This window comes from Algiphilus sp., assembly GCF_023145115.1.
In the GTDB taxonomy this organism is placed as follows: domain Bacteria; phylum Pseudomonadota; class Gammaproteobacteria; order Nevskiales; family Nevskiaceae; genus Algiphilus.
Map to the genome: position 1 here is coordinate 92627 of NZ_JAGLEJ010000024.1, position 24326 is coordinate 116952.

Below are 24326 nucleotides of genomic sequence, written 5' to 3' on the forward strand. Positions count from 1 at the left end.
GGGTCGCGTAGCGTAGCAGCGACCGCCGTGCGGCCTGGGGCACACTCGGGTCTCCGTCGCAGGGAAAGCGAGCGCGTGGCCGCTGACATCCAGTACGACCCCCAGGGCCTGCAGGCGCTGAACGCCGCGCTGGCCTTCATCGTGTTCAGCGTGGCGCTGCATTTGCGCGTCGAACAGGTGCGCGCCGTGCTCGCCACGCCGCGCGTGCTGGCGGTCGGCATCGTTGCGCAGTGGCTGCTGCTGCCGGCGCTGACCCTGGCGCTGGTGCTGATCGTGCAGCCGCCGCCGGCCTTCGCGGCCGGCATGATGCTGATCGCCGCCTGTCCCGGCGGCAATGTCTCGAACTACTTCGCGATGGTGGCGCGCGGCAACGCCGTGCTGTCCGTGGCGCTCACCACCATCGCGACGGTGGCCTGCGCGCTGCTCACGCCGCTGCTCTTCGTGACCGGCATGCGGCTGATCGACAATCCGGGCGACCCGCTCCGCGTGCCGCTGGGCGGGATGCTCGCGCTGCTGTTCTGGACGGTGGTGCTGCCATTGGCCGCGGGCGTGGCCATGCAGCGTTTCGTGCCGCAGTGGGCCGGGCGCGCGCGCAAGCCGTCGCGACTGCTCGCCGCCGGTTTGCTGGCGGCGATCATCGTGGTCGGCATGTTCAACAACCGCGGGCTGCTCGGCGACCTCGGCCTGGCGCCCATGCTGCTGCTGGTCATCGCGCACAACGCCATCGCGCTGGCCGGCGGCTACGGCCTGGCACGCCTGGCGCGCTGCCCGGAACCCGAGGCCCGCGCCATCACGCTGGAAACCGGCATCCAGAATGCCGGCCTCGGCCTGATTCTGATCTTCAACTTCTACCCGGAAAGCGGCGGGATGATGACGCTGGTGGCCACCTGGGGCGTGTGGCATCTGGTGGCCGGCGCCCTGCTCGCGCGCTGGTGGCGCCGGCGTCCGGTCGCGCTCGCTGCGGACGGCGCCGGCACATGATCGCGTGGTTCCCGGTGCTGAAGGCCGTGCACGTCGGCGCGGTCGCGACCACTTTCTGCCTCTTCCTGCTGCGCGGTGCCTGGATGCTGGCCGACTCGCCGCGTCTGCGGCAGCGCTGGGTCCGCGTGCTGCCCCACATGATCGACACCGTCCTGCTGGCCAGCGCGCTGGCGCTGATGGTGGCGATCCGCCAGTACCCCTTCGTGCACGGCTGGCTGACCGCCAAGGTGCTCGCGCTCTGCGCCTACATCGTGCTCGGCTCCCTGGCGCTGAAGCGGGCGCCTACGCCCACGCTGCGGACGGCCGCGTTCGCGGGCGCGCTCGCCGTGTTCGCCTACATGGTGAGCGTGGCCCGTCTGCACGATCCGCGCGGCTTCCTGATCGTCCTCGCCGGCCAGTGACCGGCCAACGCTTGACCCTGTAGCAGGGATCAGGGTTTAGTATTCGCGCCACGCTCCGGAAATCGCTGCCGTGTCCCTCGTCCGCACCGTCATCGTCCTGCTGCTGTTCGCCGGCACCCCGCTGCAGGGGTACGCCGCGGGCACGCTGGGGCATGGCTGCGCGGAACGGCAGGATGCCACCGAGGCCGGCATGCACGGCGATGACGTGCATGATCATGCAGCGCATGCCGGCCACCCGCAGACCGATGCGGGCGCCGCGGAGCGCTGCGCATGCGGCGACGACGGCGAGTGCGGCGCCGATTGCCAGCAGGGCTGCGCCAGCGGTGCCGCCCCGCTACCGGCGCGAGGCGCCACGGCAGTGCCGGTCGTCGGCACGCACCGTTGTGTCCCGGTGACGGCGCTGACCACCGCACCACCCGAAGAGCTGCTGCGACCACCGAGATTCCGCTCCGTGTGATCCGGCGCAGCCGCGGCTGCGCCGCGCTGCCCTGCACGATCCACTGCACGGAGACGGACCATGTTCCGATCACCATCACGGCCGCCCGGCGCGGCCCGCTCCTTCACCGCTCCCGGCGCGGCCTTGCTGCTGTGCGCGCTGGCGGGACCGGTGCCATTGTCGGCATCGCCGATCGCCGCCCCCCTGGATGCCGAGACGCTGGTCGACGCGGTGCTGGCCAGCAACCCCGGCATCGACGCGCTGCGGGCCGGTACCGAGGCCGCCGAGGCGCGCGCCCACGCTGCCGGCGCCCTGCCCGATCCGCGCCTCGGCATCACGGTGGCGCCGGCTGCACTGGACGGCTTCGAGGCCGGGGGCGGCCGCCATCGCGACCCCACCGGAGCCGTCGAGCTGCGCCAGGACCTGCCCTGGCCGGGGACGCTGGGTCTGCGCGAAGCCGTGTCGCGTGCCGAGGCCCGTGCCGGTCGCGACGCCGAGGCGGCGCTGCGCCTCGAGCTCGCGGCCACAGCGCGGATCCGCCATGCCGAGTGGGCCTATGTCCATGCCGCGCTGGCCGTCAACGAACGCACGGCGTCCCTGGTGGAAGCGCTGCGCGAGGTGGCCGAGGATCGCTATGCGGCAGGGCTCGCGTCGCAACAGGATCCGCTGCAGGCGGAGGTCGAGGTCCAGCGCCTGCGCGCTCGGGCGCTCACCCTCGAGGGCCGCCGGGCGGGGATCCGGTCGGCACTCAATGCGCTGCTCGGCCGCGATGCCGAGGCCGAGTTGCCGGCCCCCGGCGCCCTGCCCGCCCCCGGGTCCGCGCCGCCCTTCGACACGCTGCGAACGCTCGCCCGCAGCCGGCACCCCGATCTGCACGCCATGCGGCAACGTGTCGAAGCCCAGCAGGGACGCGCCGCGCTGCGCGAGAAGGCCTTCTATCCGGACCTGAGCATCACTGCCGGTCACAACGGCTACCGCCCCGCCGAGGAAACGCGCTTCACCGTCGGCGTGGGCATCACGCTGCCGCTCGACCGGGACCGGCGCCGCGCCGAGCTCGACGCGGCACGCGCCGAGACCGCGCGCATGCGCCACGCCCTGCGCGATCGCGAGTCGCGTCTGCTCGCCGAGGTTTCCGCCGCACGCGCGGCCGCCGAGCGGGCACGCGCCACCGTCGCGCTGGTTCGCGACGCCCTGCTGCCGCGCAGCCGCGAGACGCTGGATGCGGCGCGCTCCGCCTATGCCAGCGGCGACGGCAGCTTCCTGGATGTCATCACCGCCGAGCGCCAGCTGCTGAACACCGAGCTCGAGCTGGAACGCGCCCGCGCCGATCACGCCATCGCCCGCGCCGAACTGATGCGCGACACCGGCGGACCGCTGCCCGCCCCGGAAGCGGCCGCCGAGGAGACCACCCCATGACGATCACCCGTACCCTCACCTGGGCCGCGGTCGCGGCCATCGCCATCGCTGTCGCGATCGGCCTGCTCGCGATGGACGATGCCCCCGCCGACGACGGCACCGGTACGCCGCACGCCCATGCCCACGGCGGTCCGGCGGGATCGGCCGATGCTGGCGCGGACGGCGACGGATCGCACACTGCCGGATGGCACCGCGCCGGCCCGTTCCACCTGCTCGTCGAGCCGCTCGATCCGCCGCTCGCCGAGGGCCGCAACCGCATCTCGGTGCAGGTGCAGTCCGCGGACGGGGCGCCGATCGACGACGCCCGCGTCCGCATCGCGGCGCAGCGCCGGGATGCCGGCGGGGAGCCGGTGCCCGGCGCGCCCGTCACCACCCTTCAACCGGCCGGTGACGGCCGCTACCGCGGCGAACTGGCGCTCGATGCGGCCGGCGACCACGCGCTGGCGGTCGATGCCGAAACGCCCGCGCTCGGGCACGGCGATCTCACCCTGCGCTTCACCACCGGTGAACCCGGGCTGCGCGCCACCAGCGCCACGCCCGGCGGGATTGCTCACTACACCTGCTCCATGCACCCCTCGGTGCGCGAAGCCGAGCCCGGCGAGTGCCCCATCTGCGGCATGGACCTGGTACCGGTGACCGAAGCCGAGCAGATGAGCGGGGTCATCACGGTGGACAGCCAGCGGCGCCAGCTCATCGGCGTCGAGACCGGCACCGCCGAGCGTCGCGTCATGACGCGGACGGTGCGCGCGGTGGGCAGGGTTGCCATCGACGAGCGCCGCGTCAGCGAGGTCAGCGTGAAGTTCGACGGCTGGATCGGCGAGCTCGATGCCGACTTCGTCGGCAAACGCGTGCAGCGCGGTCAGCGCCTGCTCACCATCTACAGCCCGGAACTGCTCTCGGCGCAGCAGGAGTACCTGCAGGCGCGGCAACGCCTGTCGGGCCGCGATCGCGACGACAGCCTGCTGCGCGCGGCTCGGCAACGTCTCCTGTTGTGGGACATCGCGCCGTCGCAGATCGATGCCATCGAGCGCCGCGGCGAGCCGATGCAGCATCTGCCGGTGGCGGCCCCGGTCAGCGGGACGGTGATCGAGAAGGGGGTGGTGGCGGGCAGCCATGCACGGGCCGGACAGCCGCTGCTGCGCATCGCCGACCTGTCGCGGGTGTGGATCGACGCCGAGGTCTACGAGCCCGACCTCGCGCTGATCGAGGCCGGCATGCCGGCCGAGGTCACGCTGCCCTACCTGCCGAATGCGGCCTACCGCGCCACCGTCGACTACGTCTACCCCACCCTCGCGGCGGACAGCCGTACCGGCCGCATCCGGCTGGTCCTGGACAACGCCGACGGGCGCCTGCGGCCGGAGATGTTCGCGCGCGCGGATCTGGCGGTCGACCTCGGCGAGCAGCTGGCGGTGCCGGAGGCCGCGGTCATCGTGGCCGGTGACACGCGCGTGGTCTTCCGCGACCTCGGTGACGGCAGGCTGGAACCGGTGCGCGTGCGCACCGGCCGGCGAGCCGACGGCTGGGTGGCGATCACCGACGGGCTGCAGCCGGGCGATGCGGTGGTGACATCGGGCAACTTCCTGCTCGCGGCCGAGGCCAAGCTGCGCCTGGGGATCGACCAATGGTAGCCCCGCACCATGACCACCGCCGCGGCCCACTGGCCGCCTTGATCGCCTTCTGCGCCCACAACCGTCTGCTCACGCTGCTGCTGGTGGGCGCGGCCACGGTGTGGGGCTGGCACTCGCTGAGCCGGGCGCCGCTCGACGCGATACCGGACCTGTCGGATGTTCAGGTCATCGTGTTCACCGAATGGCCCGGCCGCAGCCCGGATCTGGTCGAGGACCAGATCACCTACCCGCTGTCGACCACGCTGCTCGCCGCCCCCGGCGTGACCTCGGTGCGCGGGCAGAGCTTCATGGGCCTGTCCTTCGTCTACGCCATCTTCGAGGAGGGTACCGACATCTACTGGGCGCGCTCGCGCGTCACGGAGTATCTCGACGCCGCCGGTGCCGATCTGCCCGAGGGCGCCTCCCCCACGCTGGGTCCCGACGCCAGCGGCGTCGGCTGGGTCTACCAGTACGCCCTGGTCGACGAGAGCGGGCAGCGCGACCTCGCCGATCTGCGCAGCATCCAGGACTTCAACCTGCGCTACGCGCTGGAATCGGTCGAGGGCGTGGCCGAGGTCGCTTCGGTCGGCGGTTACGAGAAGGAGTACCAGGTCAATGTCGACCCCGACCGCCTCGCCGCGCTCGACATCCCGCTCGCGCGCGTCATCGAGGCGGTGCGACGCTCCAACAGCGAGGTCGGCGGGCGCGTGCTGGAGATCGCCGGCCACGAGCACTTCATCCGCGGCCGCGGCTACGTCGATGCCCCCGACGACATCGGCAAGGCGGTTCTGGCCGTCAACGACAACGGTGTGCCGGTCCGCGTCGCCGATGTGGCCGAGGTCCGGCTGGGTCCGGCCATGCAGCGCGGCGCGGCCGAGCTCGACGGCCGGGGCCTCACGGTGGGCGGCATCGTCGTCATGCGCTACGGCGGGAACGCACTGGACGTCATCGAGCGCGTGAAGGCACGACTGGACGAGGTGCGCCCCGGTCTGCCCGAGGGCGTCGAGATCGTGCCGGTCTACGACCGTTCGGCGCTGATCGAGCGCGCCATCGACACGCTCAAGGTCACCCTCAGCGAGGAGATGATCATCGTGGCGCTGGTCATCGGCATCTTCCTGCTGCATCTGCGCTCCGCCCTGGTCGCCATCGTGACGCTGCCGGTGGCCATCCTGCTGTCCTTCATCCCGATGGCCTTCCAGGGGCTGACCGCCAACATCATGTCGCTGGGCGGCATCGCGGTCGCCATCGGCGCGATGGTCGATGCCGCCATCGCCATCGTCGAGAACATCCACCGCCGGCTGGCGCTGTGGCGCGACGAGGAGAACCCGTCGATGTCGCGCGCCGAGGTCATCGTCGACGCCATGCAGGAGGTGGGCCCGAGCATCTTCTTCGCACTGCTGGTGATCGCGGTCTCCTTCCTGCCGGTGTTCGCGCTGCAGGGCAGCGAGGGCCGGCTGTTCGCACCGCTGGCCTTCACCAAGACCTACGCCATGTTCTTCGCCGCCCTGCTGTCGGTGACGCTGATCCCCGCGCTGGCGGTTCTGGTCATCCGCGGCCGTATCCGCGGCGATGCGAGCTGGCTCAACCGTGCGCTGGTGGCTGCCTACGCACCGGTGGTGCGCTGGGCGGTGCGCTTCCGCTGGGCGGTGATCGTGCTGGCGGTGCTGGCAATGATCTCCGCCGTCATTCCGGCGCGCCAGCTGGGCAGCGAGTTCATGCCGCCGCTCAACGAGGGCAGCATTCTCTACATGCCCACGGCCCTGCCCGGCATGTCCATCGACGAGGCCCAGCGCACCCTGCAGGTCATGGATCGCAAGCTGGCGGCCCTTCCGGAGGTCGAACGCGTCTTCGGCAAGGCCGGGCGCTCGACCAGCGCCACCGACCCGGCACCGCTGTCGATGATGGAGATCAACATCATGCTCAAGCCGCGCGAGGCCTGGCGCGAAGGGATGACCTGGGACAGGCTGATCGCGGAGATGGACGAGACGCTGCGCTTTCCCGGCATGCCCAACGTCTGGTGGATGCCGATCCAGACACGCACCCAGATGCTCACCACCGGCATCCGCTCCGAGCTCGGCATCAAGGTCTTCGGGCCGGACCTGGCGACCATCGAGGAGACCGCCACCGCCATCGAGCAGGCACTGCAGGACGATCCGCGCACGGCACCGGATACCCGCAGCGCCTTCGCCGAACGCACCACCGGCGGCTACTTCCTGGACTTCGACATCGACCGCGAGGCCGCCGCGCGCTTCGGCCTCAACGTCGCCGATGTCCACGACACCATCGCCGCGGCGGTGGGCGGTCGGGTGGTGTCGCAGACCGTCGAGGGCCGCGAGCGCTACGACATCCTGGTGCGCTACGACCGCGGCCGTCGCGAAAGCGCCGAGGCCCTGGGCCGCACGCTGATCACGACCGCAACGGGCGCCCGGATCCCCGTCGAGCAGGTGGCCGACATCCGCTTCCGCACCGGCCCGCCGATGATCCGCAACGAGGACGGCCAGCTGGTCAGCTTCGTGCTGGTCGATGTCGCCGACGGCACCGGCGTGCCGGATTACGTGGACCGTGCCCGTCGCGTCGTGGCCGAGCGCGTGGACGTTCCGGACGGCTACCGCATCGCCTGGGCGGGCCAGTACCAGGGCTACGAACGGGCGCGCGAACGCCTGCAGCTGCTCATCCCGCTCACCGTCTTCGTCATCTTCTTCCTGCTCTACTTCCACCGCCGCTCGCTGGTCGAGACGCTCATCGTCATGCTGGCCCTGCCCTTCTCGATGGTCGGCAGCATGTGGCTGCTGTGGCTGCTCGGCTACAAGCTCTCGGTGGCGGTGGCCGTGGGCGTCATCGCCGTGGCCGGACTCGCCGTCGAGCTCGGCCTCCTGATGATGCTCTACCTCGATATCGCCTGGCGCACGCGGATCGGCGCGGGGCAGGCAATCGACGACGCAGCGCTGACCGAGACCATTGTCGAGGGCGCCGCCCGTCGCCTGCGGCCCAAGCTCATGACCGGGCTGGCACTGCTCATGGGACTAGTGCCGATCATGCTGAGCACCGGCACCGGTGCCGATGTCATGAAGCGCATCGCCGCTCCCATGCTGGGCGGGGTCGGCAGCACGCTGCTGATGGTACTGGTGGTGTTTCCGGCCATATTCGCGCTGTGGCGGAGCCGAGGCGGACCGGTGAACCGATGACGGCAGCGGTCCCGACTTGACTCCGTACTCCACTACAGGCCCTAGACTCGCCGTCGTCCATCAGGAGATGTCACGATGACCAACGAGCACCACTGCCACGGCAACCACGACACGAAACGGTCGCAGCCCGCACCCGAAACCGCGAAGGGCAAGACCCATACCTGCCCGATGCACCCGGACGTGCGGCAGGAAGGCCCCGGCGACTGCCCGAAGTGCGGCATGGCGCTCGAGCCCGAGGCACCGGTGCGACAGCGCACGCAGTACACCTGCCCGATGCATCCCGAGATCATCCGCGACGAGCCGGGCGACTGTCCCAAGTGCGGCATGGCGCTGGAGCCGATGACGCCGGCGGCCGGCGGCGACGAAGAGCTCGACGCGATGACGCGCCGTTTCTGGGTCAGCGTTCCGCTGTCGCTCGCGATCCTCGCGCTGGCCATGGGCGACATGGTGCCCGGCCTGCACCTGCAGGACTGGCTGGGATCGGCCTTCGGCTGGATCCAGGCGATCCTCGCCACGCCGGTGGTGCTCTGGGCGGGCGGCAACTTCTTCGTGCGCGGCTGGAAATCGGTGATCAACGCCAGCCCCAATATGTGGACCCTGATCGCGCTGGGCACCGGCGCGGCCTACGGCTTCTCGCTGCTGGCGCTGCTGCTGCCCGACGCGTTGCCGGAGGCGATCCGAGGGCACGACGGCGAGGCGCCCGTCTACTTCGAATCGGCGGCGGTGATCATCACGCTGGTCCTGCTCGGTCAGGTGCTGGAGCTGCGCGCGCGCGGCCGCACGTCGCAGGCGCTGTCGGCGCTGCTCGATCTGGCACCGGCGATCGCGCACCGCCTGCGCGACGACGGCAGCGAGGAGGATGTCGCGCTCGACAGCGTGCAATCCGGCGACCGCCTGCGCGTGCGGCCGGGCGAGAAGATCCCGGTCGACGGCACCATTGCCGAGGGACGTTCGTCGGTCGACGAGTCGATGCTCACCGGCGAGCCCATGCCGCTGTCCAAGCAGGCCGGCGACGGCGTCACCGGCGGCACGGTCAATCAGGAAGGCGGCTTCATCATGACGGCCGGGCAGGTGGGCGATGACACCCTGCTGGCGCGCATCGTCGACATGGTGGCGCAGGCGCAGCGCTCCCGGGCGCCCATCCAGGGCCTGGCCGACCGGGTCGCGGGCTGGTTCGTGCCGGCGGTGGTCGCGGTCGCCGTGCTCGCCTTCGCGCTGTGGAGCTGGCTCGGGCCCGATCCCGCGCTGGCGCATGCGCTGGTGGCCGCGGTATCGGTGCTGATCATCGCCTGCCCGTGCGCGCTGGGCCTGGCCACCCCGATGTCGATCATGGTCGGCGTCGGCCGCGGCGCCGGCGAGGGCGTGCTGATCCGCGATGCCGAGGCGCTGGAAACGCTGGAGCGCGTGGACGTCCTGCTGGTGGACAAGACCGGCACGCTCACCGAGGGCCGCCCCCGGCTGACGGCGGTGGCGCCGCACGGCGACATCGACGAATCCACCTTGCTGAGGCTGGTGGCCTCGCTGGAGAGCGCCAGCGAGCATCCGCTGGCGCGGGCCATCGTGGCGGGCGCGGCCGACCGCGACATCGCCCTCGCCGAAGCCGGGGATTTCGAGTCGCTGACCGGCAAGGGGCTGCGCGGCCGTGTCGACGGGCACGATGTGCTGATCGGCAATGCCTACCTGATGCGCGAGCAGGGCATCGATACCGGCGACTTCGAGGCCGCCGCACAGCCGCGCCGCGAGCGCGGCGAGACCGTGATCCTCGCCGCCGTCGACGGGCAGGCCGCCGGTATCGTGGCCGTGGCCGACCCGATCAAGGACACCACCGCCGAGGCCGTGCGCATGCTGCACGAAGCCGGCCTGCGCATCGTCATGGTCACCGGCGACAGCGCATCCACGGCGCATGCCGTGGCCGGGCAGCTCGGCATCGACGAGGTCCACGCCGAGGCCCTGCCCGAGACCAAGCACGAGCTCGTCGAGCGCCTGCAGCGCGAGGGCCGGCGCGTGGCGATGGCCGGCGACGGCGTCAACGATGCGCCGGCGCTGGCCCGCGCCGACGTCGGCATCGCCATGGGCACCGGCACCGACATCGCCATGGAAAGCGCCGGCGTCACGCTGGTGCGCGGCGATCTGCGCGCCATCGCCCGCGCCCGTCTGCTGTCCGCCCGGACCATGCGCAACATCCGGCAGAACCTGTTCTTCGCCTTCGTCTACAACGCCGCCGGTGTTCCGATCGCGGCCGGCATCCTCTACCCGCTGGTCGGGACGCTGCTCAGCCCGATGATCGCGGCGGCGGCAATGAGCCTGTCGTCGGTATCGGTGATCGGCAATGCGCTGCGGCTGCGCCGCGCGACGCTCTGACGGCGCACGTCAGCGCGTGCTGCCGCCGCAGCCCGGATCGGTGGCGCAGTACGCGCCCATCGTCGAATCCTCGGGCTGCAGGGTGCTGTGCGCGATGCCGAAGCGCTCGCGCAGCATGCCCTGCAGCTCCGGCAGAAGGCGTTGCCAGTCGGAGAGCACCTCCAGATCGACGTGCGCCGCCAGCGCATAGGACGAGGACGACAGCGTCCAGATGTGGAGATCGTGGACCGAGCGCACACCTTCGACCGCCACCATGTCGCTGCTCACCTGCTGGACGTCCACGCCCCGCGGCACGCCTTCCATCAGCACGTGCAGCACATCGCGCATCAGACGCCCGGCCGAGAACAGGATCAGCGCCGCGACGAACAGCGACAGGATGGGGTCGATGGGCGTCCAGCCGGTGGCGACGATCACCACGCCCGCCACCAGCGCGGCAACGGAGCCGAGCAGATCCCCCATGACGTGCAGCAGCGCGCCGCGCACGTTCATGGTCTGCTCGCCGCGCATGAGGATCGCCGCCACGGCGACGTTGACGAGCAGGCCGATGGCGGCGATCAGCATCACGGCACCGCCCGCCACCGGCGCCGGATCGGCCAGCCGCTGCACGGCGGCGACCGCGACCGCGCCCACGACCGCCAGCATGAGCAGCGCGTTGATCAGCGCCCCGATGACCTCGGCGCGCTGCAGCCCGAAGGAGTGGCTGCGGGACGCCGGGCGGCGGGCGATCCAGGCCGCGAGCGCCCCGATGCCCAGCGACGAGGCATCGGTGATCATGTGCCCGGCGTCCGACATCAGCGCCAGCGAGCCCGACAGCCAGCCACCGACGGCCTCCACCGCCGCAAAGGATGCGGTCGCGATGAGCGCCAGGGTCAGCGTGCGCCCGCTTCCATGGTGGTGGTGGTGATGCTCATGGTGATCGTGGCTTCCGGACATCGTCGCTACCTCGGTCCATCGAATGGCGCCGCCGGGGCATCGGAGCCCGTGCGGCCGGCGTCAGCTATCGGCTTCCTCGTCGATGTGATCGATCATGGCCGTGAGCATGTCGCGGACATGCGCATCGGCCGCGCGGTAGAACACGCGCTTGCCGTCGCGCTCGCCCCGCACCAGCCGTGCCGCGCGCAGCAGGCGCAGGTGGTGGCTGGTCAGCGACGCGGAAAGCCCCAGCCGCTCCGCCAGCATCTGCACACTGACCGCCTCGTCGAGGCAGACGCAGACCAGGCGCAGCCGGTTGGGGTCACCCAGCAGATGGAATATCTCCGCCAGCTCGGCGGCCTTATCGTGATCGACCATCGTCATGCTGCGCATGATATCAAACATATCAACAACTGTTCAATCATTTGATGTATCACCGCCCGGCCGGTGCCACAATCCGTCCCCGTCCCGGCCCGCCCCCACCATGCTGCGCCTCATCCTCCTTGCCGCCGCGTTGCTGCTGAGCGCCTGCGAGCAGACCCCCACCGGCCGCAACCAGCTCGCCCTGGTGCCGGATTCGGTGATGACCGACATGGGGCGCTCGACCTTCGCGCAGATGAAGCGCCGCCAGCCGATGAGCACGGATGACGCGATCAACGCGCGCGTGCAATGCATCGCCGACGCCATCGTCGCCGCGTCACGCCGGCACTATCCGGACACGGCAGCCCCCGAGCGCTGGGACGTGGCCGTGTTCGAGGACCCGACGCCGAATGCCTTCGCGCTTCCGGGCGGCCACATCGGGGTGCACAGCGGCATTCTCGAAGTCGCCGAAACCCCGGGCCAGCTGGCCGCCATCGTCGGGCACGAGGTCGGCCACCTGCTCGCCGATCACGGCAACGAGCGCATGACCCAGCAGCTCGGGATACGGGTCGGGCTCATGCTGATCGGCCTTCTCGGGGAAGTCGAGAGCGAAGCCCTGTTCCAGGCCCTGGGCATCGGTGCCCAGATCGGCATCGCGCTGCCGTTCAGTCGCGCACACGAGCGCGAGGCCGACCTCATCGGCCTGCACCTGATGACCGCGGCCGGTTTCGCGCCGGACGAAAGCGTCGCGCTCTGGCGCAACATGGCGCGGGCCGGCGGCGGCCAGCCCATCGAGCTGCTGTCGACGCATCCGGCCCACGAATCGCGCATCGCCGATCTGCGGGCGCGCGTGCCGGAGGTTGCGCGCCGCCATGGCCGCAACGGGGCACCGCCGTGCTGACGGCCGGCGCCGGATTCTTCCGCGCGGCTGCAGCCGCCGCCGGCGGGCCCGCCGAGTCCCGGGGCTTGACCCTGTAGCGACTACAGGCCTTAGCGTGAGGGCTGTGCCCGTACCGCCGGAGATCACCATGGGTTTCGCACGCAACATCCGACCGCACGTCGATGCCGAGCTGCGCATGGCGCGCACTGCCGCCCGTCGCGGCATGCCCCGCCTGGCGTTCGCGCATCTGGAGCGCGCCCACGTCCTCGGGCAAGCGTCGACGCGCGAGCATGTGCGGGCGCACGCGGCGATGTTCGCGTGGGCATGGCGCCGACGCGATGTGCGGGAGATGCTCGGTCAGATCCTGCGCATCGCGGGTGCCGCCACCAAGACGGCGATCGGGCTGGTACCGGCCGGCAACACCGGCGGCGCCGATATCAGTCCGTTCCGCCGGCTCCCCGTAGCCGATGATCTCGCAGTCCTCATCCGCCGCGCGCGCCGGTCCGGCTGAGGCGCCTTCGCGGGTTCGGACGACCCGATGTCGCACTGCTGCAACGAACACGACAGTCACATCGCCGCGATGCGCAGCCGCCAGGCCCGCATGCTGTGGGCAGTGCTGGCACTCAACGCGGCCATGTTCGTCGTGGAGTTCACGGCGGGCTGGATGGCCGCGTCCAATGCGCTGCTCGGCGATTCGCTGGACATGCTGGGTGACGCGCTGGTCTACGGGCTGAGCCTGTTCGTCGTTGCGCGCAGCGCGCGCTGGAAGGCCGTGTCCGCTGCCTCCAAGGGCACGGTCATGGCCGCCTTCGGCCTGCTCGTTCTGGGCGACGCAGTGCACAAGGCGTTGTACGGCGGGATGCCGGCACCGGCGATCATGGCGTCGGTCGGCGCGGTGGCGCTGGGCGTCAATGCGATGTGCCTGCTGCTGTTGACCCGCCACCGGACCGACGACGTCAACATGCGCTCGGCCTGGATCTGCTCGCGCAACGACCTGATCGCGAATTGTGGCGTGATAGGGGCCGCGGGGCTGGTGGTCTGGAGCGGCAGCCGCTGGCCCGATGTCGCGGTGGGCAGCAGCATTGCGGTGCTATTCCTGTGGTCCGCGGCGGGTGTGCTGCGCGATGCCGGCCGCGCGTGGCGCGACGCCGGCGAGTGCGGGACGGCGACGTCCTAGCGCGCCGCCGGGCCGCCGCACACCGTCATCAGGCCCCAGAAGGCATCGATGCGATAGCGCTCCACCGTCACCGACGGCCAGCCGGCGCGCGCGACACCATCGCGCAGGGCATCCGCGCCCCAGGTGCGGTAGTGGCCGCGATCGAACACCCGCAGATACCCGTCGAGCAGGCGCATCGTCCAGTAGTCGCGGCACCAGTCGGTGATGACGATGCGCCCCGAGGGCGTCAGAACGCGGCGCATCTCCGCCAGCGCCTGCTCGGGCGCGCGGATGAAGTGGAAGGCGCTGCTCGAGACCACCAGATCGAAGACCGCGTTGCCGAACGGCAGCCGATGGGCTGACGCCTCCCGCAGATCGACGCCCTGCGCGAGCCGCGCGCGCGCCTGCCGCAGCATGCCCGGGGACAGGTCGATGCCCGACAATCGTGCATCCGGAGCATGCGAGGCGATCGCCGCAAGCAGCACGCCGGTGCCACAGCCGATATCCAGGACCCGATCGCCCGCGCGCACGGCGGGAAGCCGGGCCACGGTAGCCGCCACCGATGCCGCCACGTAGCGGCCCCAGCGCCGGTCGTAGTGCCGCGCGGCCCGCGCGTATTCGCGCCGCAGCGGGGCGTACTCGTCGTGCTCCATGGGCGCACCTCCTGCGCACAGGCAGCACGGTACCCGATTGCGGTGACCCGGAACGCGGCGGTACGGCGACGCGCTACAGACTGCGTTCCAGCAGTGCGCCGTGCACTGCATCCGCGTCCTTGCAGAGCGCGCGATCGGGCAGCGCACCGGGCGTGCGGAAGGATGCCTGCAGCTGCGGTGCCCGACCGTCGGTCTCCGCGGCCCGGCAGTCGACCTGCTCCAGCAGTGCCGGCCAGGCGCCCGTTGCGTTGTCGCAGACGCGCTCGTAGCTCAGGAAGACGGCCCGCGCCGGGGCCGTGGCGAGGAGGTGCCGGTAGACCTGACACCACAGCAGCAGCCAGTAATCCAGCCCTTCCGGCCGGTGCTGCGCAAGCGCGGCGAATGCGTCCTCGTCCATGCAGAACGGCCGGTGGTCCGGTCCGAACTCGTGGTGGCCGAGCCACTGCATGTAGCGCCGCACGAACGGATCGTCCCTGCCCTGCGCCGCGAAGCGCTCGTGCTGGCGCTTCAGCGACAGTGCCTGCTGCACCGGCTCGCGGAACGGGACCACGATGACGCTCTCCGGCAACGCCTCGGCAATGGCGGGCAGTCGCAGGATGTTGTTGTTGTTCTTGGAGAGATAGCGTCGGCGACCGTCGGCGCCGTCGCTGCGGACTACCGCATCGATGTAGTCGCGGAAACGGTCGACGGTCTCGTCATCGACGTGGTGCGGCACCAGACGGTCCGGTTGCAGGAAGGCATCGCTGCAGAAGGTCTTCCAGAACACCTCCTCCAGCGCTTCCGGACTGTCGAAGTCCACCGCGATGCCGTCGCCGTGGGCGCGCTCTCCAGCGGCCCGGTCGCGCGCGCCGAGCGCGGCGACGCGTCCCCAGAGGTTCGGCATCAGCACGAAGGGCATGTCGCGATAGGTCAGCGAGCGGAATGCGCCGCTGGCGTGCAGGCTGCGCATCAGCACCGTCGTACCGGCACGGGCCAGCCCCGCCACGAAGACATGGCGCTGCGTGACGGTTTCGGCGGTCGTGGCGCGGCCACCGGCCGCCATCTCGAGATCGAAGGTCATCTCGCGCACGGCCGCGCTGGACAGGGCCACGCGATGCAGGAGCTTGTCGGTGGCGGTGTAGTCGCCGGTGCCCGCCTCGTCCGCGTGCGCTTCGCGGCGCCCTGCGATGGCTGCATACACCAGGGCCGCGGCGGTGCTCACCGCCAGGCCCTGCCACGTCGTCAGCGCCTGCAGCAGATCGAGGTCGATCAGCGCGCGGGAGAGAAGCCCCAGGCCCCATACCGCAGCCGCTGCCGCGAGCAGAACGAGGCCCAGACGCAGCGTGCATCGCATCATGGTGCCGGAGTAGGCCAGCACCGCACGCTCCTTCCAGTGATCGGAGATGCGCTTCGACGTCACGACATGGGTCGCCCGCGATCCGGTATCGAGCAGCGCGTACGCCGTGCCGACGAAGTGCGTGCGCACCAGCAGCTCGACGAACGCGATGCCGACGATCGCGCACAGCACGGCGCTCATGGTGCTGCCCGCTCATCCGGTTCGACGGCCTCGTCGTCCCGGTCCGGGGATTGATGCTGCTTCGCCTGCGCCCGGTCGGCACCGCGACGCTTCTTCAGCACGCGCTTCATCGGGAACCACACGATGGCGAACAACGCCAGCAGGATCGAGCCGATGAAACCCAGGATGACACCGATGGTGCCCGCACCCAGGCCCGGGCCGACATAGGCGGCGGCGGGCGCGGCAACGAGCAACAGGACGGGAAGGACGATGGCGGGGCTCAGCTTTCGCATGACGGAAACTCCTCGAAGTCGAAGTAGTCGAGCGGCAGCCAACGGGCCTCGGACACCAGCAGGTTGCGGCCCGGCTGCGGCCGGTACCGATTGAGCAGCTCGAAGACGAGCGCGCCGTCCGGCGCCACCTCGAGCACCCGCCCCTGCTGGGGCACCGTGATCAGAAGATTCCCGTTGGGCAGCCGTTGATGCCTGCCCCGAAACCACGTCTGTGCGCCGTGGCGTCTCCCCTCGTACAGCACGCTTGCCCGGTAGTTCTCCGGCTCGATGCGCACGATGCGCAGCGGGCCGCGGTGCATGTCGTTGTCGTAGATCGTGATCGAGCCATCGGGCTGCCAGTCCGGATCGTGCTGGCGCCGCACCTGCCCGATGCGCCACCACTTGACCGCCAGATCATCCGGATCGAGCACGAAGACAAGGTCCAGCGAGCGCATGCTGAGCAGCAGGTCGCCGGCCTCGAAGCGCGGAAACGCATCGGCCAGCTCGCGCGGCAGCGGATCGATGTCGTTCTCGTGGAAGGCATCGCCGCGCCACTCGTAGCGTTCCTCGAGATCGGTCTGATGCAGTCCGAGGATGTCGATTCCCGGGTTGGCGTCCATGATCTGCCGCAGCGAGATGCGCCGCTCGATCTCGCCGTCGTCCAGCGCCACGCGCACGAGGAAGCGGCGGCTGGCCACATCGATGGACGGATCCGGTTCCGAGCCCTCGGCATCGAGCAGGGTCCAGACATGGCGCCGGTCCGCATCGAGCGTTACCGAATGGTGGAATCGGCCCGGAAGCCGCCACATCCGCGTACCGCAGACATCGAAGCGCTGCAGGGAGGCGCCGCCGTCGTAGGCGAAGACCACCGAGCCGTCCGGCAGGATCTCCATGCCGTGCGGGAACTTGTTGGCATCGGGCCGCACTTCCGGCCCGCCGTCGGCGACTTCCTCCTGCAGACGCCAGACATGGCGTACGGCATTGCCTGCGTCGAGGAGCACGATGGCATGTCCGGGCGGATTGAAGTCGAAGGACCCCATCAGCGCCCGGTAGCCTGCAACGGCCCCGTCCCCGGTGCGGATTGCCGGCGTGCTCCCGAACGCGTAGCGACCGGGGGCGGCTGGCGCGAAACCGCTCGCGTCGGACGGCGTGTAGGGCACGAGGAAGCGCTCGACGCCGTCGCTGAGATCGTTGCGCAGGTAGCGGATCTCGCTGCGGACCGTCTCGATCCACGCATGGGGAAACACCTCGTGCCTGCCGATGGCATAGCCGTATGCCAGACAGACCAGAACCCCTAGGTAGATCAGCGCGTACCTGCTCACATGGTGTCTCCCGGCTGCGGGACCGGCGGCGCGACTGCATGTCCGCACCGCACCCCGGAGACCTCCAAGCTACTCGGGGAAGCTGAACCGCCGCGGTATCCGCGACACGCCCGTCCCGGCGTTCTCCGTTCCACACCGGAAGAGAGGTGAGCCGGCGGCCGCGCGCCGCGACCACCGGCCCGCCGGTGGGCTATCCGCCGGATGCCACCGTCAGCGTGCCCTTCATGCCGGCCGAGAAGTGGCCCGGGAAGGTGCACAGATAGGTGTAGTCGCCGGGCGTCTCGGGCGCGGTGAAGGTGATCGTGTCGCTCTCACCACCTCCGATCATCGCGGTATGGGCAAGCGCCTGATCGGCCATGTCGGACGGGATGTAGTCGTTGTCCTTGGCGCCGAGCGCGGCCGCATTGAATGCGTCGGCATCGGCACCGGCAGCGAGCAGCACCCAGTTGTGCGACATGGCCTGCGGCGGCATCTCGGTATTGTTGACCAGCTCGATGGTCACTTCCTCACCCGGTTGTACCGTGATGCTCTCGACGCTGAAGCGCAGGCTGTTCTGGCCCTCGACGGTCACGGTCTTCGCATACGCGGGCAGCGCGCTCGCGGCGAGCACACCGACGACGAGCACGCGGATGATCCTGTTCAGCATGGTTGGTTCCTTCATTGATGAACGTCCCCTACACGACACCGGATCCGCCCGCAGGGTTCACGATTGCGTTCGCGCTGGCCCACGATCCGCGCCGGCCGCGAACCAGCGATAGACCGCCGGCAGCACCAGCAGCGTGAGCAGCGTCGAACTGATGAGCCCGCCCACCACGACGGCCGCGAGCGGTCGCTGGACATTGGCGCCGATGCCGTCGGCCAGCAGCAATGGCACCAGCCCGAAGATCGAGGTCACCGCGGTCATGAGCACCGGCCGCAGACGATGCTCCGCACCGGTGCGCACGGCGTCGTCGAGCGCCATGCCCTTTTCCCGCAGCTGGTTGATGCAGGACACCAGCACTACCCCGTTGAGCACGGCGACACCGAAGACCGCGATGAATCCCACCGCCGCAGGTACGGAGAGATAGAGACCGCTCGCCCACAGCGTCGCGATGCCGCCGGTCACCGCGAAGGGCACATTGAGGAAGATCAGCGCCGCGTAGCGCAGCGACGAGAACGCCGAATACAGCAGCAGGAAGACCAGCCCCAGCGTGACGGGCACGACGAAATAGAGCCGGCGCATGGCGCGTTCCTGGTTCTCGAACTGGCCGCCGAACGCGACGAAATAGCCCGGCGGCATGTCGACCTCCGCCCGGATGCGCTTGCGAAGATCCTCGACCACGCTGCCCATGTCGCGCCCGCGCACGTTCATCTGCACGTAGATCCGGCGGCCGGCATTGGAACGGGATATCTTCTTCGGTCCGGTGTAGAGCGATACATCGGCGACGCGGCTCAGGGGCATGAGCACACCGTCCGACGTGCGCAGCTGCAGGTTCCGGATCTGCTCCAGACCCGCGCGCTGCTCCGCCTGCAGGCGCAGGAAGATGTCGAAGCGCCGCACCCCGTCGAAGACCTGCCCCACAGCGTCGCCGCCGACGCCGACCGACAGCGTACTCAGCACCTCGTCGACGCTGATGCCGTGACGCGCCAACGCGTCGCGGTCCGGCTTGACCACGATCTGGCGCTTGCCGGACTGCTGCTGCATGCGGACATCGGTAGCGCCGGGAACCTCCCTGGCCAACGCCTCGACCTTGCGACCGACGGAAGCCAGTTCGTCCAGATCCTCACCGAAGATGCTGGTCACGAGCTGCGCCTGCACCCCGGAGAGCAGTTCATCGGTACGCAGCTGAATGGGCTGCGAGAAGTTGTTGGCCAGTCCCGGGATGCGTTCCGAGACACGTTCGGCCATGGCCGACTGCAACTGCTCGTAGTTGCGACCACTCTTCCATGCACCCAATGGCTTGAGGGTGATCACCGTGGCGACGACATTGACCGGCTCGGGGTCGCCGCCCACTTCGGCACGCCCCACGCGCGAATAGGCCCCGGTCACCTCCGGAAAGGCCCGAAGCACGGACTGGATGCGCTTGCCGTACTGAATGGCCGAATCGAGGCTCGCGCCCGGAGGCAGGGTCGAGCGCACCTGAAAGGTGCCTTCACGCAGCGTCGGCACGAACTCCGACCCGAGTAGCGGAAACAGCAGCAAGCTGCCGGCGAACAGCACTACTGCACAGCCGAGCACGACCGCCGGCCTGCGCATCGCGCCATCCCGCAACGGTCGATAGCCGGCCTTCAGCCAGCGTACCAGCCTCGGTTCAGACTGGGCGGCGCCCTTGCGGAACAGCAGCGTGACCATCACCGGTACCAGCGTCAGCGCCAGCAGCAGGGCGCCCAGCAGCCCGAAACTGATGGTGGTGGCCATGGGCGTGAACAGCTTGCCCTCGACGCCCTGCAGCGTGAACAACGGGAGGAAGACGATGATGATGATGCCGGTAGCGAACACGATCGGTCTCGCGACCTCACGGCCGGCTTCCCCGACGATGCGCAGCAAGGGCACCGCCTCGCCCTCCTGCCGGGCCTCGAGATTGCGCAACACGTTCTCCAGCATGACCACCGAGCCGTCCACCATCATCCCGATGGCGATGGCCAGCCCGCCCAGGCTCATCAGGTTCGCGGAAAGCCCCGCGAAGTACATGGCGATGAAGGCCGCCAGCACGGACAGCGGCACGCTGGCCACGACGATCAGCGTGGAGCGGAAGTTGCCGAGAAAGAGATAGAGGAAGAACAGCACCAACACCGCCCCCAACAGCAGCGCCGACTGCACCGTGCCGATCGCCTTGCTGGTGAGCTCGGCCTGCGAGTAGAAGGGCTTGATGCGCAGCCCGTCCGGCAGGGACTGATTGATGGCGGCGATCTTCTTCTCGACGTCGACCAGTACCTGCTGGGTATTGGCGCCGATCAGCTTGAAGACATAGCCTCCGGCCGACTCCTCGCCATTGGCTATCTGCGCACCACGGCGGATGGCGGCGCCATGGGCGACCTCTGCCACATCGCCGACCGTGACGGGGTTGCCGCCCTGCTCGGCGATGATGATGTCGCGGATGTCGTCGAGCCCGACCGCGCCGGACTCCACCCAGCCGTAACCGCGGATGATGTATTCCTCGCCGCCGCGGTTGATGAAGGAGGCGCCCACATTGCGGTTGTTGGCGGCCAGCGCGCGGCGCACATCGGCGACAGTGAGATCACGCGCCAGCAGCGCATTCTGGTCAAGCTGTACCTGGTACTGCTTCTCGAAGCCGCCGATGGAGAGCACGCCGGTGACACCCGGAACGGTGCGCAGCTGCGGCTTGACGATCCAGTCCTGGAAGGTGCGCTTCTCCATCAGCGAGAAGCCCTCGCCTTCCATTGTGTACATCAGGACGCGACCGAGCCCGGTGGTGATCGGACCGAGCTGCGGCTCACCCAGGCCCGGCGGAATCTCGCGCCGGGCCTCGGCCAGTCGCTCGTTGACCAGACGCCGGGCGAAGTAGATGTCGGTGCCGTCCTCGAAGTAGACGTCGACGCGCGAGAGTCCGAAGATCGATGTCGACTGCACCTTCGCCAGATTCGGCAGGCCGTACATGCTGATCTCGATCGGATAGGAGATCAGCGTCTCCACATCCTCGGGGGACAGCCCCTCGCTGGACGTGAATATCTGCACCATCGTCGGCGTGGCATCCGGGAAGGCATCCACCGCCAGCCGCTGGAAGGAGAAGGTGCCGCCGACCGCCAGCCCGATGACTGCGACGACGACCAGCACCCGATTCTCGAGCGCGAGTCGCACGATTGCGTTGATCATGATGCCCGCCTCGCGCTAGTGGCTGTGCGCGGCGCTGCGGCCACTGGCAGTGAGCGCGGACTTGAGGTCGAAGGCGCCAATCGTCACGACGCGATCGCCGGGTGACAGCCCGTCGCGAATCTCGACGCGACCGCCGCCCTCGGCGCCGATGACTACCGGGACGGCGCGAAACGCACCTTCCTCGTCTCCGGGCACGAAGACAACCTGCTTATCCTCGATCGTCTGCACGGCATCCACCGGTACCAGCGCATAGCGCGCGCTGTCGTCGGTGGCAATGCGGGCGGTGCCGAACATGCCGGCGCGCAATGCGCCGTCCGGGTTGGGCACCTCGGCGCGCACGCGCACGGTGCGCGTGGCTTCGTCCAGTTCCCGCGACACCCAGTCCGTGACCCCCTCGAAGCGTCGTCCCGGCAGGGCGCGCAACGACAGGGTCACGGGCTGGCCCGGTGCCAGCCGTGGCAGGTCCTGCTCGTCGGCCTCGATCATCACCCACATGCGCTCGGTATTGACGATGTGGATGGGCGTGTCCTGCGCGGACAGGGTCTGCCCCGGGACCAGATCGCGCTGCTGGATCGTGCCGTCGACGGGAGCAGTCAGTGGGTAACGCGACAGCGGCGCGTCACCGCCGGCGGCAATGCCCGCGATGGCGTCCTCGCTGAGGCCGTAGAGGCGCAGCTCGGCGCGGGCGGCGTCGCGCTCGGCCTGTGCCTGAAGGTAGGTCGCACGCGAGCTCAGCAGCTTCTCCTGACTGATGATCTGCTGCTCGGCCAGCTTCTCGTGCCGTTGGTAGTTCGCGCGCTCGGCCGATAGCTTGGCGCGGGCCGTCAGATAGGTCGCCTTGGCGCGCCCCAGCGCGACGCTGTCCAGAATGGCAACCGTCTCGCCGACAGCGACACGTTCTCCGAGGTCCCGACTCACCTTCAGCACCTTGGCCTCCAGCCGCGGCCCGACGCGGGCAATGCGATCCGCATCGAAGGCCACTGTCGCGGGCGCCTGCACGCTGTCGGTCGCCGTGCCGGCTTCGGCTGGCGCGATGCGCAGCGACAACTGATCGCGCTGGGCCGACTCCAGATGCAGTGTGCGCTTTTCCTGCGCGTGGCCATCATGGCCTTCCCTGCCGTCCTCATCGTGCCCGGCTTCGCCGTGTCCCGGTGCGTGCCGGCGCTCCGCATCAGAGCCTTCGGCTTCGTGTCCGCTACCCTGGTGCTTATCGCCTTCCCCGTACGCGTTGCCCTCATGACCGGCGTGTGCATCGTCACCAGCAGGGGCGGTCACGGCCCGATCGGTGCTGCCACCACAGGCAGCAGTAGCCATCAAGGTGCCGGCCACCAGCAGCAGCGCGGCGTTGTGTCGTGTATGCATTCCGGTATTCCTCTATTCGTTGACGGGCGCGTTGCCGAGAGCGATCAGCCCCCCCGTTGCGCGCTCCAGTTCGGTGCCGGTGGCAACCAGCTCGCGCAGGGCGTCGAGATGGTCGCGCCGCGTATTGATCAGGGTGTCCTGCGCGGTCGTCAGCGCCGGTGCGCCCAGCTCTCCGGCCTGGAAGGCGCGCTGGGTCAATGCGAAGTTCTCGCGCGCCGCGGTCACGACCTCTTCGCTCATGGCCTCGACGCGCTGTCGTGCTGCCTGGAGCGCGCTCAGCGCTGACAGCACCTGCAGTCGGACCTCGCGCTCCAGGGTTTCGCGGTCGAGACGCGCCGCTTCCAGGCCGGCGACGGCCTGCTGGCGCTCCCCGCCGTAACGGTGCAGCACCGGCAGGGGCAGGGAGACACCGCCACCGGCGATGCGCGCCCCTTCCTCTTCCTGGTAGAAGCCGAAAACGGTGAGGTTGGGGGTGATCTGGCGGCGTGCGAGCTGAAGGTCCTCGTGCGCCGCGGCTACCCGCGACGCCGCCGCCGCGAGATCGTCGCGCTGGGCGACCGCGCGCTCAATCAGGGTCTGCTTGTCGGGAATTTCCGGCGCCGTAGGCTTCAGCCGTCCTTCGAGCTGCAGCGGTGCATCCGGCGCCAGCGCCAGCAGCTCGCGCAGCCGGATACGGGCCTGCGCCCGTTCCGACTGGGCGCGCGCCAGCAGCGCCCTGGCGCGCCCCGCACCAATGCGGGCGACATTGGTCTCCATGCGCGTGCCCTGCCCCGCATCAAGGCGCCGCTGCGCGTAGTCGGCAAGGTCGCGGTTCACGGCCACCACCTCCTGCGCGGTGGTCACTGCGCGCTCCGCCACGAGCGCGTCCAGAAAGGCGGCGCGCACACGCGAACGCGTGGCAACCTGCAGAAACCGCAAGTCCGCTTCGTCGGCGGTCAACCGCGCCTGCGCGGCGCGCTGGCGCAGCCCGCCCTGCCCGGCGATCCAGAATTCCTGACTCAGGCGGATGCCGATATCGGTGCTGGCCGATCCGCCCGGTGGATCGCGATCGGCAGCCTCGAGCCCGAGTTGGGGGTTGGCGGGCACCGCACGCTCGGCATGGACCAGCGCACCCTCGCGCTGGCGCAGCCCGATGCGGGCGGCAATCAGTGTGGGGTTGTTGCGCTGGGCCCAGTCCAGGGCCTGGTTCAAGTCAAGCGGTGACGGCGGCTGTGCAGCAACTGCAAGGCATGGCGCACAGGCCAGCAGTACGCCGGCCGCGCGAATTGAAGGGAGAGACATCGTTGCGTCCTCATCGCGAATAGCGGACACGGCGCGCTGCGCGCCGCGACGAACTGCGGAGAAGACTCAGACGATGGGAGGTGTGTAGGGGGGATCGGGCTCGGTCTGCGGAACGCTGTCGACCGCTTCCGGGAGTCGCTGCGCGACCGCGATGAGCTCGTGGGTACCGGGAACCGGCAGCAACGCGATCAGGTGCGCCGACGCATGGCAGCAATGGTCGCAGTCGGTCACGGCGTCTCCCGCATCGGTGTGGGCATGCGCGGCCGCGAGAGCGCCCTCGCCCGCCGCGGGCGTGTCGATGTGCGCCGACCAGGAGAACCCGGTCAGCAGCACGAACACCGCCAACGACAGCGCCGTGATGGTGGAAGCGCGTTGCCTCATGGATCGCAGCGTAGCAGGGACGAGTGGCACATGGACGGTCCGACCTCCGCG

The 24326-nt window shown here is 69.9% G+C and carries 21 protein-coding genes; 10 read left to right on the forward strand and 11 right to left on the reverse strand.

From position 1 onward, the window contains the following. Positions 1 to 75 precede the first annotated feature (75 nt). The 7 genes from KAH28_RS08520 to KAH28_RS08550 all read left to right on the forward strand — a co-directional run bounded on the left by KAH28_RS08520 (position 76) and on the right by KAH28_RS08550 (position 10387). Positions 76 to 981, forward strand: a complete 906-nt coding sequence (locus KAH28_RS08520) for a bile acid:sodium symporter family protein (protein WP_290575649.1) — start codon at positions 76 to 78, stop codon at positions 979 to 981. After that, a complete protein-coding gene (locus KAH28_RS08525) occupies positions 978 to 1382 on the forward strand; it encodes a SirB2 family protein (protein ID WP_290575651.1) in 405 nt (134 codons plus the stop codon). The genes KAH28_RS08520 and KAH28_RS08525 overlap by 4 nt, the downstream gene beginning before the upstream one ends. A gap of 70 nt (positions 1383 to 1452) precedes the next feature. Continuing rightward, positions 1453 to 1839 (forward strand): hypothetical protein, encoded by a 387-nt coding sequence (locus KAH28_RS08530; RefSeq protein WP_290575653.1) that lies wholly within the window; start codon positions 1453 to 1455, stop codon positions 1837 to 1839. A gap of 60 nt (positions 1840 to 1899) precedes the next feature. After that, positions 1900 to 3234 (forward strand): TolC family protein, encoded by a 1335-nt coding sequence (locus tag KAH28_RS08535; RefSeq protein ID WP_290575655.1) that lies wholly within the window; start codon positions 1900 to 1902, stop codon positions 3232 to 3234. Continuing rightward, positions 3231 to 4862: an efflux RND transporter periplasmic adaptor subunit gene (locus KAH28_RS08540; protein WP_290575656.1), complete on the forward strand. Its 1632-nt coding sequence runs from the start codon at positions 3231 to 3233 to the stop codon at positions 4860 to 4862. The genes KAH28_RS08535 and KAH28_RS08540 overlap by 4 nt, the downstream gene beginning before the upstream one ends. Further along, complete coding sequence (locus tag KAH28_RS08545) at positions 4856 to 8026, forward strand: CusA/CzcA family heavy metal efflux RND transporter (RefSeq protein WP_290575658.1); 3171 nt, start codon at positions 4856 to 4858, stop codon at positions 8024 to 8026. The genes KAH28_RS08540 and KAH28_RS08545 overlap by 7 nt, the downstream gene beginning before the upstream one ends. Positions 8027 to 8194: 168 nt before the next feature. Beyond that, positions 8195 to 10387 carry a copper-translocating P-type ATPase gene (locus tag KAH28_RS08550; RefSeq protein ID WP_366918158.1) on the forward strand — a complete coding sequence of 731 codons (2193 nt, stop codon included), beginning with the start codon at positions 8195 to 8197 and terminating at the stop codon, positions 10385 to 10387. A gap of 9 nt (positions 10388 to 10396) precedes the next feature. Here KAH28_RS08550 and KAH28_RS08555 read toward each other — a convergent pair whose 3' ends face one another. Both KAH28_RS08555 and KAH28_RS08560 read right to left on the reverse strand, forming a co-directional pair. After that, positions 10397 to 11320 (reverse strand): cation diffusion facilitator family transporter, encoded by a 924-nt coding sequence (locus tag KAH28_RS08555; RefSeq protein WP_290575660.1) that lies wholly within the window; start codon positions 11318 to 11320, stop codon positions 10397 to 10399. A gap of 60 nt (positions 11321 to 11380) precedes the next feature. Then, positions 11381 to 11677 carry a metalloregulator ArsR/SmtB family transcription factor gene (locus KAH28_RS08560; protein WP_290575662.1) on the reverse strand — a complete coding sequence of 99 codons (297 nt, stop codon included), beginning with the start codon at positions 11675 to 11677 and terminating at the stop codon, positions 11381 to 11383. A gap of 106 nt (positions 11678 to 11783) precedes the next feature. Between KAH28_RS08560 and KAH28_RS08565 the strand changes: the two genes are divergently transcribed. From KAH28_RS08565 to KAH28_RS08575, 3 genes are all read left to right on the forward strand, one after another. Then, positions 11784 to 12560, forward strand: a complete 777-nt coding sequence (locus KAH28_RS08565) for a M48 family metallopeptidase (protein ID WP_290575664.1) — start codon at positions 11784 to 11786, stop codon at positions 12558 to 12560. 127 nt (positions 12561 to 12687) lie between these two features. Continuing rightward, entirely contained in the window at positions 12688 to 13050 is a 363-nt protein-coding gene (locus KAH28_RS08570; RefSeq protein ID WP_290575666.1) for a DUF3703 domain-containing protein, read from the forward strand. 27 nt (positions 13051 to 13077) lie between these two features. Continuing rightward, the gene (locus tag KAH28_RS08575) at positions 13078 to 13716 is read left to right on the forward strand and encodes a cation transporter (protein ID WP_290575668.1); all 639 of its coding nucleotides are present in this window, start codon (positions 13078 to 13080) and stop codon (positions 13714 to 13716) included. Here the strand turns inward: KAH28_RS08575 and KAH28_RS08580 are convergent. The 9 genes from KAH28_RS08580 to KAH28_RS08620 form a co-directional block, all read right to left on the reverse strand. Further along, positions 13713 to 14348, reverse strand: a complete 636-nt coding sequence (locus KAH28_RS08580; RefSeq protein ID WP_290575670.1) for a methyltransferase domain-containing protein — start codon at positions 14346 to 14348, stop codon at positions 13713 to 13715. The genes KAH28_RS08575 and KAH28_RS08580 overlap by 4 nt on opposite strands. 73 nt (positions 14349 to 14421) lie before the next feature. Next, on the reverse strand, positions 14422 to 15864 hold the full coding sequence (locus KAH28_RS08585; protein WP_290575671.1) for a sulfotransferase: 1443 nt from the start codon (positions 15862 to 15864) through the stop codon (positions 14422 to 14424). Beyond that, a complete protein-coding gene (locus KAH28_RS08590; protein ID WP_290575672.1) occupies positions 15861 to 16136 on the reverse strand; it encodes a hypothetical protein in 276 nt (91 codons plus the stop codon). The genes KAH28_RS08585 and KAH28_RS08590 overlap by 4 nt, the downstream gene beginning before the upstream one ends. Further along, positions 16124 to 17437, reverse strand: a complete 1314-nt coding sequence (locus KAH28_RS08595) for an arylsulfotransferase family protein (RefSeq protein WP_290575673.1) — start codon at positions 17435 to 17437, stop codon at positions 16124 to 16126. Before KAH28_RS08595 ends, KAH28_RS08590 begins: the two co-directional genes overlap by 13 nt. 190 nt (positions 17438 to 17627) lie before the next feature. Then, positions 17628 to 18083, reverse strand: coding sequence for a plastocyanin/azurin family copper-binding protein (locus tag KAH28_RS08600; RefSeq protein ID WP_290575674.1), 456 nt, complete (start codon positions 18081 to 18083; stop codon positions 17628 to 17630). 57 nt (positions 18084 to 18140) lie between these two features. Further along, on the reverse strand, positions 18141 to 21251 hold the full coding sequence (locus tag KAH28_RS08605; protein ID WP_290575675.1) for a CusA/CzcA family heavy metal efflux RND transporter: 3111 nt from the start codon (positions 21249 to 21251) through the stop codon (positions 18141 to 18143). Between the two features lie 15 nt (positions 21252 to 21266). Further along, the gene (locus tag KAH28_RS08610; RefSeq protein WP_290575677.1) at positions 21267 to 22613 is read right to left on the reverse strand and encodes an efflux RND transporter periplasmic adaptor subunit; all 1347 of its coding nucleotides are present in this window, start codon (positions 22611 to 22613) and stop codon (positions 21267 to 21269) included. Positions 22614 to 22625: 12 nt separating this feature from the next. Beyond that, positions 22626 to 23804: a TolC family protein gene (locus KAH28_RS08615; protein WP_290575679.1), complete on the reverse strand. Its 1179-nt coding sequence runs from the start codon at positions 23802 to 23804 to the stop codon at positions 22626 to 22628. A 156-nt stretch (positions 23805 to 23960) separates the two neighbouring features. Continuing rightward, the gene (locus KAH28_RS08620; protein WP_290575681.1) at positions 23961 to 24275 is read right to left on the reverse strand and encodes a hypothetical protein; all 315 of its coding nucleotides are present in this window, start codon (positions 24273 to 24275) and stop codon (positions 23961 to 23963) included. Positions 24276 to 24326 lie beyond the last annotated feature (51 nt).